Source organism: Enterobacter cloacae complex sp. SHL018 (assembly GCF_049237905.1).
GTDB lineage: Bacteria > Pseudomonadota > Gammaproteobacteria > Enterobacterales > Enterobacteriaceae > Enterobacter > Enterobacter hormaechei_C.
The window spans coordinates 140,263-153,193 of the sequence record NZ_JBMKJE010000001.1; the positions used below are offsets into that span (position 1 = coordinate 140,263).

General features: G+C 53.7%; 11 protein-coding genes. 9 read left to right on the forward strand and 2 right to left on the reverse strand.

The genetic code is table 11. From position 1 onward, the window contains the following. Positions 1-38 precede the first annotated feature (38 nt). From bolA to ACOTY5_RS00715, 9 genes are all read left to right on the forward strand, one after another. Entirely contained in the window at positions 39-356 is a 318-nt protein-coding gene (gene bolA / locus ACOTY5_RS00675) for a transcriptional regulator BolA (protein WP_003859051.1), read from the forward strand. Between the two features lie 331 nt (positions 357-687). Beyond that, positions 688-1,986 carry a trigger factor gene (gene tig / locus ACOTY5_RS00680; RefSeq protein ID WP_015571277.1) on the forward strand — a complete coding sequence of 433 codons (1,299 nt, stop codon included), beginning with the start codon at positions 688-690 and terminating at the stop codon, positions 1,984-1,986. A gap of 260 nt (positions 1,987-2,246) precedes the next feature. Continuing rightward, the gene (gene clpP, locus ACOTY5_RS00685) at positions 2,247-2,870 is read left to right on the forward strand and encodes an ATP-dependent Clp endopeptidase proteolytic subunit ClpP (RefSeq protein WP_006809880.1); all 624 of its coding nucleotides are present in this window, start codon (positions 2,247-2,249) and stop codon (positions 2,868-2,870) included. Between the two features lie 127 nt (positions 2,871-2,997). Further along, positions 2,998-4,272 (forward strand): ATP-dependent protease ATP-binding subunit ClpX, encoded by a 1,275-nt coding sequence (gene clpX / locus ACOTY5_RS00690; RefSeq protein ID WP_015571275.1) that lies wholly within the window; start codon positions 2,998-3,000, stop codon positions 4,270-4,272. A 184-nt stretch (positions 4,273-4,456) separates the two neighbouring features. After that, a complete protein-coding gene (lon, locus tag ACOTY5_RS00695) occupies positions 4,457-6,811 on the forward strand; it encodes an endopeptidase La (RefSeq protein WP_045142050.1) in 2,355 nt (784 codons plus the stop codon). Between the two features lie 210 nt (positions 6,812-7,021). Beyond that, positions 7,022-7,294 carry a nucleoid-associated protein HU-beta gene (gene hupB, locus ACOTY5_RS00700; protein WP_002444653.1) on the forward strand — a complete coding sequence of 91 codons (273 nt, stop codon included), beginning with the start codon at positions 7,022-7,024 and terminating at the stop codon, positions 7,292-7,294. A 212-nt stretch (positions 7,295-7,506) separates the two neighbouring features. After that, positions 7,507-9,378 (forward strand): peptidylprolyl isomerase, encoded by a 1,872-nt coding sequence (gene ppiD, locus ACOTY5_RS00705; RefSeq protein ID WP_045142051.1) that lies wholly within the window; start codon positions 7,507-7,509, stop codon positions 9,376-9,378. Between the two features lie 148 nt (positions 9,379-9,526). Beyond that, positions 9,527-9,907, forward strand: a complete 381-nt coding sequence (locus tag ACOTY5_RS00710; protein WP_045142052.1) for a helix-hairpin-helix domain-containing protein — start codon at positions 9,527-9,529, stop codon at positions 9,905-9,907. 97 nt (positions 9,908-10,004) lie between these two features. Further along, entirely contained in the window at positions 10,005-10,403 is a 399-nt protein-coding gene (locus ACOTY5_RS00715) for a YbgC/FadM family acyl-CoA thioesterase (RefSeq protein ID WP_017694410.1), read from the forward strand. A 62-nt stretch (positions 10,404-10,465) separates the two neighbouring features. On the opposite strand, the gene queC is transcribed toward ACOTY5_RS00715, so the two are convergent. Together queC and ACOTY5_RS00725 are read right to left on the reverse strand one after the other, a co-directional pair. Next, on the reverse strand, positions 10,466-11,161 hold the full coding sequence (gene queC, locus ACOTY5_RS00720) for a 7-cyano-7-deazaguanine synthase QueC (protein WP_045142053.1): 696 nt from the start codon (positions 11,159-11,161) through the stop codon (positions 10,466-10,468). Positions 11,162-11,227: 66 nt separating this feature from the next. Then, entirely contained in the window at positions 11,228-12,928 is a 1,701-nt protein-coding gene (locus ACOTY5_RS00725; protein WP_017694409.1) for an SgrR family transcriptional regulator, read from the reverse strand. Positions 12,929-12,931 lie beyond the last annotated feature (3 nt).

A 12,931-nucleotide genomic window follows, 5' to 3' on the forward strand; every position in this document is an offset into this window, starting at 1 on the left:
GATGGGTGACACCTTAGCGTTGTCGGAGGAGTGATTTCATGATGATACGTGAACAGATAGAAGAAAAATTAAGGGCAGCGTTCAACCCTGTGTTTCTCGAAGTTGTCGACGAAAGCTATCGTCATAACGTGCCGGCAGGTTCTGAAAGCCACTTTAAAGTGGTTCTGGTCAGCGATCGCTTCACGGGAGAACGTTTCCTGAACCGACACCGCTTGATCTACAGCACCTTGACGGAAGAACTCTCCACAACCGTACATGCGCTGGCGCTGCATACCTACACCATTAAGGAATGGGAAGGGCTACAGGATACGGTATTCGCATCACCGCCTTGTCGGGGTGCAGGCACCATCGCCTGATAAATCGGATTTGCAACCGCCGGAGTTTTTCCAGTATGTTGCTTACAGATTTCGTCAAAACGGCCTTCAGGCCGTTTTGTTTTGTCTGAGTTTTGAGCGGATGGCGCGTTTTTAAGGCTAAAAATAGCCTTAAAGTGTGAAAAAAGCCGCAGCAACATGCTCCAACCGTTCTCGACTCACCTAAGTGATGCCGCTATAATGCCGCGTCTTATTGAATGTCTTCGGGATGATTCTGGCGACAGGGAATGTGAATCTGCACATAAGAGAGCATCCCGGTATAACAGACAGATTCAGAGTTGACCGAGCACTGTGATTTTTTTGAGGTAACAAGATGCAAGTTTCAGTTGAAACCACTCAAGGCCTTGGCCGCCGTGTAACGATTACTATCGCTGCTGACAGCATCGAAACTGCTGTGAAAAGCGAGCTGGTCAACGTAGCAAAAAAAGTACGTATTGACGGCTTCCGCAAGGGCAAAGTACCAATGAATGTTGTTGCTCAGCGTTATGGCGCTTCCGTGCGTCAAGATGTGCTGGGTGAACTGATGAGCCGCAACTTTATCGACGCGATCATCAAAGAAAAAATCAATCCAGCCGGCGCGCCGAACTACGTTCCAGGTGAATACAAGCAGGGCGAAGACTTCACCTACTCCGTAGAGTTCGAAGTGTACCCGGAAGTTGAGCTGAAAGGTCTGGAATCTATCGAAGTTGAAAAACCGATCGTTTCCGTGACTGACGAAGACGTTGACGGCATGCTGGATACCCTGCGCAAGCAGCAGGCGAACTGGAAAGAGAAAGAAGGCGCTGTTGACGCGGAAGACCGCGTAACCATCGACTTCACCGGTTCTGTAGACGGCGAAGAGTTCGAAGGCGGTAAAGCGTCTGACTTCGTACTGGCGATGGGCCAGGGTCGTATGATCCCAGGCTTCGAAGACGGTATCAAAGGCCACAAAGCGGGCGAAGAGTTCACCATTGACGTGACCTTCCCTGAAGAATACCACGCTGAAAACCTGAAAGGTAAAGCAGCGAAGTTCGTTATCAACCTGAAGAAAGTGGAAGAGCGCGAACTGCCAGAACTGACTGAAGAATTCATCAAGCGTTTCGGCGTGGAAGATGGTTCTGTTGCGGGCCTGCGTACCGAAGTGCGTAAAAACATGGAGCGCGAGCTGAACGGCGCTGTACGTAACCGCGTGAAGTCTCAGGCGATTGAAGGTCTGGTGAAAGCGAACGACATCGACGTTCCTGCTGCCCTGATCGACAGCGAAATCGACGTTCTGCGCCGTCAGGCTGCACAGCGCTTCGGTGGCAACCAGCAGCAAGCGATGGAACTGCCACGCGAGCTGTTCGAAGAGCAAGCGAAACGTCGCGTTGTTGTCGGCCTGCTGCTGGGCGAAGTGATTCGTACCCACGAGCTGAAAGCTGACGAAGAGCGTGTGAAAGGCCTGATCGAAGAGATGGCTTCTGCATACGAAGACCCATCAGAAGTGATCGAGTTCTACGGTAAGAACAAAGAGCTGATGGACAACATGCGCAACGTCGCACTGGAAGAGCAGGCTGTTGAAGCGGTACTGGCGAAAGCGAAAGTGACCGAAAAAGAGACCTCTTTCACCGAACTGATGAACCAGCAGGCGTAATTTCGCCCCGACGGTTTAAAGTTTGAACAAAAAACCCGTTGCCCTCCGGCGACGGGTTTTTTTTATCACAGCTTTAGTCCTGGAAGGGTGCTAAAACGCCCTTTCAGTGTTAGCGTTACAACAAAACGTTGTTATGCTTGAAATAGGGCATGACGACCCCCATTAGTATGTAATCACGATGATTGAGACTGGCTGATAATCCGTCCATAAGGTTACAATCAGTACAGCAGGTGTTTTCAATTTTGAACCAGGAGACGGAAATGTCATACAGTGGCGAACGAGATAACTTTGCACCCCATATGGCGCTGGTGCCAATGGTTATTGAACAGACCTCACGCGGTGAGCGTTCTTTCGATATCTATTCCCGTCTGCTCAAGGAACGCGTTATCTTTCTGACCGGCCAGGTGGAAGACCATATGGCTAACCTGATCGTGGCGCAGATGCTGTTCCTGGAAGCGGAAAACCCGGAAAAAGACATTTACCTGTACATCAACTCGCCAGGCGGTGTGATTACGGCGGGCATGTCAATTTATGACACCATGCAATTCATCAAGCCGGATGTCAGTACCATCTGTATGGGGCAGGCGGCATCCATGGGTGCTTTCCTGTTAACCGCAGGGGCGAAAGGTAAGCGTTTCTGCCTGCCTAACTCCCGCGTGATGATTCACCAGCCGCTGGGTGGTTACCAGGGCCAGGCGACGGATATTGAAATCCACGCCCGAGAAATTCTGAAAGTAAAAGCGCGCATGAATGAACTTATGGCGCAGCATACGGGTCAACCTCTCGAGCAGATCGAGCGCGATACCGAGCGCGATCGCTTCCTCTCTGCACCAGAGGCAGTTGAGTACGGCTTAGTCGACTCCATTTTGACCCATCGTAATTGATGCCCGCGACGCGAGTGTGCCGCTATACTAAGGTAGGGCGGAACGTTGCCTGTAAGCAGCTTGCGTCTGAGAATGGCATTTGCGTCGTCATGTGCGGCACATAGAACTTAAAAAGAGGTTTGGACTCATGACAGATAAACGCAAAGATGGTTCGGGCAAACTGCTGTACTGCTCTTTTTGCGGCAAAAGCCAGCATGAAGTGCGTAAACTGATTGCCGGGCCGTCCGTGTATATCTGCGACGAATGCGTCGATTTATGTAACGACATCATTCGCGAAGAGATTAAAGAAGTCGCGCCGCACCGTGAGCGCAGCGCGTTACCAACGCCACACGAGATTCGCCACCACCTGGACGACTATGTCATTGGTCAGGAGCAGGCGAAAAAAGTGCTGGCGGTGGCGGTATACAACCACTACAAACGTCTGCGTAACGGCGATACCAGCAATGGCGTAGAGCTGGGCAAAAGTAACATTCTGCTGATCGGGCCTACGGGTTCTGGTAAAACCCTGCTGGCGGAAACGCTGGCGCGCCTGCTGGATGTTCCGTTCACCATGGCGGATGCCACCACCCTGACCGAAGCCGGTTATGTGGGTGAAGACGTTGAAAATATTATCCAGAAGCTTCTCCAGAAGTGCGATTACGACGTACAGAAAGCCCAGCGCGGGATCGTCTATATCGATGAGATCGACAAAATCTCCCGTAAATCAGACAACCCGTCGATCACCCGTGACGTCTCGGGCGAGGGCGTGCAGCAGGCGCTGCTGAAGCTGATTGAAGGTACGGTTGCGGCTGTTCCACCGCAGGGTGGACGTAAACATCCGCAGCAGGAATTCTTGCAGGTTGATACCTCCAAGATCCTGTTTATCTGTGGTGGTGCGTTTGCAGGCCTGGATAAAGTGATCTCTCACCGTGTGGAAACCGGCTCCGGCATTGGTTTTGGCGCAACGGTGAAAGCCACGTCTGAAAAACCAAACGAAGGCCAGCTGCTGGCGCAGGTTGAACCGGAAGATCTGATCAAATTCGGTTTGATTCCGGAATTTATCGGCCGTCTGCCGGTTGTGGCGACCCTGAACGAACTGAGCGAAGACGCGCTGATTCAGATCCTGAAAGAGCCGAAAAACGCGCTGACCAAGCAGTATCAGGCGCTGTTTAATCTGGAAGGCGTTGAGCTGGAATTCCGTGACGAAGCACTGGACGCGATTGCCAAGAAAGCGATGGCGCGTAAAACCGGTGCCCGTGGCCTGCGTTCTATCGTAGAAGCAGCATTGCTCGACACGATGTACGATCTTCCTTCTATGGAAGACGTTGAAAAAGTCGTGATCGACGAGTCCGTCATTGGTGGCCAGTCCAAGCCGTTACTGATTTACGGTAAACCGGAAGCGCAGCAGGCATCTGGCGAATAATTCACCATTTCATACAATCAGTTAATCAAAAAGGGGGGATTTTATCTCCCCTTTACTTTTTCCGTATTCATGGCGTTGAATGTATGGGAAACATCCCCATATACTGGATTACATGTTAATGGTTGTGTGAAGCACAGTTACATGACCAGTTTACCTGGCGGACACTAAACTAAGAGAGAGCTCTATGAATCCTGAGCGTTCTGAACGCATTGAAATCCCCGTATTGCCGTTGCGCGATGTGGTGGTTTATCCGCACATGGTCATACCCTTATTTGTAGGGCGGGAAAAATCTATCCGTTGCCTCGAAGCCGCCATGGATCATGATAAAAAAATCATGTTGGTCGCGCAGAAGGAAGCATCAACGGATGAGCCGGGTGTAAACGATCTTTTCACCGTCGGGACCGTGGCCTCTATTTTGCAGATGCTGAAGCTGCCAGACGGCACCGTGAAGGTGCTGGTGGAAGGCTTACAGCGTGCGCGTATTACCACTCTGTCAGACGATGGCGAGCACTTCTCTGCGAAGGCAGAGTACCTTGATTCACCGGAACTTGATGAGCGCGAACAGGAAGTGCTGGTACGCACCGCGATCAGCCAGTTCGAAGGCTACATCAAGCTGAATAAGAAAATCCCACCTGAAGTGCTGACGTCGCTGAACAGCATCGACGATCCTGCACGTCTGGCGGATACCATCGCTGCGCACATGCCGCTGAAGCTTGCCGACAAACAGTCCGTGCTGGAAATGTCCGACGTTAATGAACGTCTGGAATACCTGATGGCGATGATGGAGTCTGAGATCGATCTGCTCCAGGTTGAGAAGCGCATTCGCAACCGCGTCAAAAAGCAGATGGAAAAATCGCAGCGTGAGTACTATCTGAACGAGCAAATGAAAGCCATTCAGAAAGAGCTCGGCGAGATGGACGATGCGCCGGATGAAAACGAAGCGCTGAAGCGTAAGATCGACGCGGCGAAGATGCCGAAAGAGGCGAAAGAGAAAGCCGAAGCTGAGTTGCAGAAGCTGAAAATGATGTCTCCGATGTCGGCAGAGGCGACCGTCGTGCGCGGCTATATTGAGTGGATGGTGCAGGTTCCGTGGAATGCCCGCAGCAAGGTCAAAAAAGACCTGCGTCAGGCGCAGGAAATCCTCGATACCGACCACTACGGCCTGGAACGCGTGAAAGACCGCATTCTTGAGTACCTCGCGGTACAGAGCCGTGTGAACAAAATCAAAGGCCCAATTCTGTGCCTGGTAGGGCCTCCAGGCGTGGGTAAAACCTCTCTGGGCCAGTCCATCGCCAAAGCGACCGGACGTAAGTATATCCGTATGGCGCTGGGCGGCGTACGCGATGAAGCGGAAATCCGCGGTCACCGCCGTACCTACATCGGTTCTATGCCGGGCAAGCTGATCCAGAAGATGGCGAAAGTGGGGGTTAAAAACCCGCTGTTCCTGCTCGATGAGATCGACAAAATGTCTTCGGACATGCGTGGCGATCCGGCGTCGGCGCTGCTGGAAGTGCTTGATCCAGAACAGAACGTGGCGTTTAGCGATCACTACCTGGAAGTGGACTACGACCTGAGCGATGTGATGTTCGTGGCGACCTCCAACTCCATGAACATTCCGGCCCCGCTGCTGGACCGTATGGAAGTGATCCGTCTCTCCGGTTATACCGAAGATGAGAAGCTGAACATTGCTAAGCAGCACCTGCTGCCGAAACAGATTGAGCGTAACGCGCTGAAAGCCAACGAGCTGACCGTCGAGGACAGCGCGATTATCGGCATCATTCGCTATTACACCCGTGAAGCGGGCGTGCGTAGCCTTGAGCGTGAAATCTCCAAACTGTGTCGTAAAGCGGTGAAACAACTGCTGCTGGATAAGAGCCTGAAGCACATTGTGATTAACGGCGACAATCTGCATGCGTACCTTGGCGTTCAGCGCTTCGACTACGGTCGTGCAGACAACGAAAACCGCGTTGGTCAGGTGACCGGTCTGGCATGGACGGAAGTGGGCGGCGATCTGCTGACCATCGAAACCGCCTGTGTCCCGGGCAAAGGCAAGCTGACCTACACCGGTTCACTGGGTGAAGTGATGCAGGAGTCCATCCAGGCGGCGCTGACCGTGGTGCGCGCGCGCGCGGAAAAACTGGGTATCAACCCGGATTTCTACGAAAAACGCGACGTTCACGTTCACGTTCCGGAAGGGGCGACGCCGAAAGATGGCCCAAGCGCGGGTATTGCCATGTGTACGGCGCTGGTTTCCTGCCTGACAGGGAACCCGGTTCGTGCTGATGTGGCCATGACCGGTGAAATTACGCTGCGTGGTCAGGTACTGCCTATCGGCGGGTTAAAAGAAAAACTGCTGGCGGCACACCGCGGTGGGATCAAAACCGTATTGATCCCTTACGAAAATAAACGCGATCTGGAAGAGATTCCGGACAACGTTATTGCCGATTTGCAGATCCATCCGGTGAAACGCATTGAGGAAGTTCTGACTCTCGCACTGCAAAATGAACCGTCCGGAATGCAGGTTGTAACCGCAAAATAGTGACCTCGCGCAAAGAGCGCCAATAAAAACAAGGCTGGTAAGTCATTTCGTACTTGCCAGCCTTTTTTTGTATAGCTAATTTAGATTGCTGATTGGGTTAGCCATCAACAACGGGTGTTGTAAGGTCATAGCAGGACTGATATAACTGCTGCGCGGTCGCGCTGTGAAGGATTCAGGTGCGATATAAATTATAAAGAGAGGAAGAGAACAGTGAATAAATCTCAACTGATTGACAAAATTGCTGCGGGTGCTGATATTTCTAAAGCTGCAGCGGGACGTGCTTTAGATGCTTTAATTGCTTCTGTTACTGAATCTCTGCAAGCTGGGGACGACGTTGCACTGGTAGGCTTCGGTACTTTTGCGGTTAAAGAGCGTGCAGCCCGTACTGGCCGCAACCCTCAGACCGGCAAAGAGATCACCATTGCTGCCGCTAAAGTGCCGGGTTTCCGTGCAGGTAAAGCGCTGAAAGACGCAGTAAACTGATTGCTTTCCCGCTCCAGGGAAGCTGAAAAGTACAAGGGCGCATCGTTTGATGTGCCTTTTTTGTTTGTCCAGACCTGATTTGTGCGAGTTTATGCGAGTTGTGGGCTGACAATTGCCCTGTTTTCTTGTCACAATACGCCTTTACGCGCGACGGTCAGGATTTTCCGTCAGCGTCAGGTAACCAGTCACCTACAGCGGAGTGTTGTTACACCATGATGGACAGCTTACGCACGGCTGCTAACAGTCTCGTGCTCAAGATTATTTTCGGTATCATTATCGTGTCGTTCATATTGACCGGTGTGAGTAGTTACCTCATCGGCGGTGGCGCGAACTACGCCGCAAAAGTGAATGGCCAGGAAATTAGCCGTGGGCAGTTCGAGAACGCTTTTGCTGGTGAACGTAACCGCATGCAGCAGCAACTGGGCGACCAATACTCTGAACTTGCAGCCAACGAAGGCTATATGAAAAACCTGCGTCAGCAGACGCTGAACCGCCTTATTGACGAGGCGCTGCTGGATCAGTACGCGAAAAGCCTCGGTCTGGGCATCAGCGATGAGCAGGTTAAAAAAGCCATCTTCTCAACGCAGGCTTTCCAGTCTAATGGGAAGTTCGACAACGCGCGTTACAACAGCATTGTTAACCAGATGGGTATGACGGCTGACCAGTACGCTCAGGCGCTGCGTAACCAGTTGACCACGCAACAGCTGATCAACGCGGTGGTGGGCACCGATTTCATGCTGAAAGGTGAAACTGAAGAGCTGGCGGCACTGGTGGCGCAGCAACGCGTGGTGCGTGAAGCGACAATTGATGTCAACGCACTGGCAGCGAAACAGCAGGTTAGCGACGCTGAAGTTAATGCTTACTACGAGCAAAACAAGAACAACTTCATCTCTCCGGAACAGTTCCGCGTAAGCTATATCAAGCTGGATGCAGCTGCGATGCAGGAAAACGCGACTGACGCCGAGATCCAGTCTTATTACGACCAGCATCAGGATCAGTTCACTCAGCCGCAGCGTAACCGTTACAGCGTGATCCAGACCAAAACGGAAGCAGAAGCGAAAGCCGTGCTGGACGAGCTGAACAAAGGCGCTGATTTCGCCACCTTAGCGAAAGCAAAATCCACCGATATTATTTCTGCCAAAAACGGCGGTGATATGGGCTGGCTGGAAGAGTCCACTACCCCGGATGAGCTGAAAAATGCAGGCCTGAAAGAGAAAGGCCAACTGTCTGGTGTAATCAAATCCTCCGTTGGTTTCCTGGTGGCGCGTCTGGACGATGTTGTGGCGGCGAAAACCAAGCCGCTGGCTGACGTTCGTGATGATATCGCTGCGAAAGTGAAGCAGGAGAAAGCGCTGGACGCCTTCTATGCTCTGCAACAGAAAGTGAGCGATGCCGCAAGCAACGACAACGAATCACTGGCGGGCGCTGAGCAGGCTGCTGGCGTGAAGGCGGTTGAGACGGGCTGGTTCAGCCATGAAAACCTGCCGGAAGAACTGAACTTCAAACCGGTTTCAGATGCTATTTTCAATGGTGGTCTGGTCGGTGAGAACGGTACGCCGGGCAGCAACTCAGACATCATTACCGTTGACGGTGACCGTGCGTTCGTACTGCGCGTCAGCGAGCACAAAGCTGAGGCAGTGAAGCCCCTGGCGGAAGTGAAAGATCAGGTGGTGGCGCTGGTCAAACATAACAAAGCGGCACAGCAGGCAAAACTGGATGCAGAGAAAATTCTGGCCGACCTGAAAGCCGGTAAGAACGATGCGCTGAAAGCGGCTGGCCTGAGCTTTGGCGAAGCAAAAACGCTGAGCCGTACCGGTCAGGATCCTGTCAGCCAGGCGGCGTTTGGCCTGAGCCTGCCGGCGAAAGACAAACCTGTCTTTGGCACCACGACCGATATGCAGGGTAACGTGGTGGTTCTGGCCCTGGATGAAGTGAAAGCCGGCACGCTGCCAGACGCGCAGAAGAAGGCCATGGTTCAGGGAATTACCCAGAACAATGCCCAGATTGCTTTCGAAGCGTTGATGAGCAACCTGCGTAAAGAAGCCAAAATCAAGCTGGGTGATGTGGTCACTCAGGAGCAATAATTACGTATCTGCTCGCAGATTTTCGTAACGCTCTGCAAAAACTAAAGGCCGCTTTCGCGGCCTTTTCCATTTCTGCAATCTGCTGTTTGTCCCTGTTTTCCCGCGCGGTTATCGTGGCGTGGCTGTCAACAAACAAGGAGAAAACAGCATGAAATGTGGAATCAAAGCACTGTTAATTACCCTGGCGATTGCCACTTCCGGGATGAGTGCGGGCGCGCTGGCGGCGTCCCCTTCGGCTAAAGCCCAGGCTGCACAAACTCAGGCCGATGCAACGTCACAAGGTCAGGTTAAAGCCAACGCGACGGCCAGCACGAAAGCCATTGAGGGCGAGGATACGCGGGTCAGTATCAATACTGCCTCTGCGGACGTTCTTGCCCGCGTAATGAATGGCGTGGGCCTCAAAAAAGCGCAGGCCATCGTCAGCTATCGTGAAGAGTATGGTCCTTTCAAAACCCTTGACGATCTCAAGCAGGTGCCGGGTATGGGCAGCGCGCTGGTTGAGCGCAATCTCGCACACCTGACGCTGTAATCGCGTAATCACTTGCACTGCGGCAAAAATTTGCCAGGATAAAGAGGTCATACCAGTTATGACCTCTGAACCTATAACAACGAAAGGCTATTGCGCTATGCAGACACAAATCAAAGTCCGTGGTTATCACCTCGATGTTTACCAGCACGTCAATAACGCCCGCTACCTTGAATTTCTTGAAGAGGCGCGCTGGGACGGCCTGGAGAACAGCGAAAGCTTCCAGTGGCTGACCGCACACAACATCGCGTTTGTGGTCGTCAATATCAACATTAACTACCGCCGCCCGGCTGTGCTGGGGGATGTGCTCACCGTGACCAGTGAGGTCCAACAACTGAATGGCAAAAGTGGTGTATTGAGCCAGGTCGTTACGCTGGAGCCAGAAGGGCAGGTGGTGGCCGATGCGCTGATCACCTTTGTCTGTATCGATCTCAAAACCCAGAAAGCGTTGCCGCTGGAAGGGGAGTTGCGCGAAAAGCTGGAGCTGATGATCGCGTAAGAAATGTTCAGGAATAACTGTGCTGTCGACACTTACCGTTCGACAGCACGGTCAGGTAGCCCTTATTTCAGCCCGGTCTTTTTCTGCATCGCGGCCATCACGCCCGCTTTATCCGCAAGGTAATGATTCAGACCGTTCGCGCGCAGGTTACAGGCGGCACACTGCCCGCAGCCGTCCCCTTTAATGCCGTTGTAGCAGGTCAGGGTCTCGTTGCGAACAACATCCAGCTTGCCCCAGTAGTCGGCCAGGGCCCAGGTTTCAGCCTTATCCAGCCACATCAGCGGCGTTTCGAAGCGGGTCTCTTTTGCCATTCCCAGATCGACGGCGTGATTGAGTGCTTTCACGAATTCATCCCGGCAGTCCGGGTAGCCAGAGAAGTCGGTCTCACATACGCCCGTGATCACCGCTTCGGCTTTCACCTGGTAGGCATAGATCGCCGTCAGGGTCAGGAAGAGAATGTTGCGGCCCGGTACGAAGGTGTTCGGAATGCCGCTGGCATCCGGTTCGTAATCAGGCACCGGAATGCTGTCGCGGGTGAGGCTGCTGACGGCCAGTTCATTTAACAGCGTCACGTCCAGCACTTTATGAGCGCGGGCGCCCAGTTTGAGGGCCAGTTCACGAGCGACATCGATTTCAGCGCGATGACGCTGACCATAATCAAAAGTGACGCAGTGCACTTCATCATACTGGTGAAGCGCCTGAATCAGGCAGGTTGTGGAATCTTGTCCTCCGCTGAACACGACGACGGCACGTTTCATAGATCATCTCGACAGTTACAGTAAAAGCGTCATGTTAACGCCTGGCTAAAGCGGCGACCAGCTTCTTCACGCGTTTGGGGGAGGAAGCCAGGCTTCGGTGAAGTCAAACCAGCCGCGAGTGTTAAGGCGTATGCCGTTGACGCCCGGAGGCGCGCTGATTTGATACTGGTAGTTAAAGAGTGGCGTCAGGACGGCTGTCTCCATTAACCGGCTGAAGATAGCCTGAAGTCCTGCGTGTCGGTCACGTTCGTCGGCCTGCGTCTGCACCGCATCCAGCGTGGCCTGCAAATGGGCGTATGCCGGTGCGCTCAGCAGATGCGGCCAGAGCGCATCGCAGCGGAGCCACTGCTCAAGCGTGTACGCTGGCGCTTCGCCAATCAGTCTGTCTCCCATCATGATGTCTGCATCGGCAAGCTGCTGGCACCCGTCCCACGTTTTGGCGTCGTGAAAGATGACGGTCAGTTCACAACCCTGCCGCGCAAGGTATGCTTTTAACTGGCTGGCCATGGTGTGAAGCTCAACCGGCAGGTGGTAGACGAGCGTCAATGCCTCTGGCAGCGCAACGTCGGTTAAATCAGGCCATTGGGGGATCGCCCAGCCGGGAAGCAGTTCCTCGGTAGGGGTGATGAGCCCTTCGTTCAGGGGAAGCGTGTGCAGCAGCGTTGAGAGATGAATGATATTAATCAGCCGCTTTGCCTGAAGTTCGCTCAGACGTGGGCTCTGTTTCAGCGTGAGGTAGCAGAAACCCAGACTGGTGCTGTTACTCACCAGCCGCAGGCTGGCCAGCTCGTCGGCCTCGCCAATGGCGATTTGCACCGGGTGGCGACAGCTGGTGCCCAGACTGTAGTCAAAAAGCTGGGGCGTGATCCAGTACTCGATAGCCTTAAGCAACGGATGGCCAAGGTGATACTGCTCGTGGCTTTCCAGACGCACCAGTTCAGGCTCAAAAACGCTCAGTCGAAAGGGACCGCTGCCCACCACGGGGTAATCGGGATGCGCCAGACGGCTACAGTAGGTTGCCAGCCTGTGCGCCAGCCAGTAGTCAGGTTGATGGAGAATAAACGTCAGGCACTGCGGATGCGTGGTTTCGATACGTAAGACGCTGCGGAAAAGCGTGCCCATGCCGGGCTGCGATAACAGCGCCGTCAGGCTTTTCCGGAGCTGTGCCGTCTCTATTTTATCGCCGTTATGCCAGTGCAGGGTGGAGCGAATGTAGAAATGCCAGCGCAGGCCGTCAGCGGAGATTTCCCAGTGATGCGCCAGATCGCCCGTGGGTTCACTGCTGGTACCATTAAAACGCGTCAAACCTGAGAATACCTGTCCCGCCAGATGCTGCTCCGCCCGGCCAGGGAGAAACCCCGGCTGAAGCGGCTCCAGCGAGCGATAGTAGGGAATACGCAGCGTCGGCGTATCGTTCTGCCACTGCCCGCCCATAAACGGATGCAGCAGCGATCGCAAATCTTCAGGCGCGAGCTGGGCCAGCTCCAGCGCGTTGTGCTGCTGTCCACTTTTCAGGGCCTCTTCCATCATCGTATTACGCAACGAGTCCGGGGTGACGTGAAAGCGTAATTCCCCACGCTTACCTCGTCCGGAGCGGGCGTGCCAGCTTAGCCAGCCCGCCTCCTGCGCCTGGCGCAGCAGGGTGCGAACATGTCGCTCGCTGCAAAAGCAGCGGCTGGCAAGTTCACTGATGGTAACCTGCTGCGGTGCGCCGGCGGAGGGGTGCCACAGACGCTGATACTGGTTAAGACGATTAAGCTGGCGCATGAA

Bases quoted from the DNA above. Each gene is read 5' to 3' on its own strand.
- bolA (WP_003859051.1), top strand. From the start codon at position 39: ATGATGATACGTGAACAGATAGAAGAAAAATTAAGGGCAGCGTTCAAC.
- tig (WP_015571277.1), top strand. From the start codon at position 688: ATGCAAGTTTCAGTTGAAACCACTCAAGGCCTTGGCCGCCGTGTAACG.
- clpP (WP_006809880.1), top strand. From the start codon at position 2,247: ATGTCATACAGTGGCGAACGAGATAACTTTGCACCCCATATGGCGCTG.
- clpX (WP_015571275.1), top strand. From the start codon at position 2,998: ATGACAGATAAACGCAAAGATGGTTCGGGCAAACTGCTGTACTGCTCT.
- lon (WP_045142050.1), top strand. From the start codon at position 4,457: ATGAATCCTGAGCGTTCTGAACGCATTGAAATCCCCGTATTGCCGTTG.
- ppiD (WP_045142051.1), top strand. From the start codon at position 7,507: ATGATGGACAGCTTACGCACGGCTGCTAACAGTCTCGTGCTCAAGATT.
- ACOTY5_RS00710 (WP_045142052.1), top strand. From the start codon at position 9,527: ATGAAATGTGGAATCAAAGCACTGTTAATTACCCTGGCGATTGCCACT.
- ACOTY5_RS00715 (WP_017694410.1), top strand. From the start codon at position 10,005: ATGCAGACACAAATCAAAGTCCGTGGTTATCACCTCGATGTTTACCAG.
- queC (WP_045142053.1), bottom strand. From the start codon at position 11,161: ATGAAACGTGCCGTCGTCGTGTTCAGCGGAGGACAAGATTCCACAACC.
- ACOTY5_RS00725 (WP_017694409.1), bottom strand. From the start codon at position 12,928: ATGCGCCAGCTTAATCGTCTTAACCAGTATCAGCGTCTGTGGCACCCC.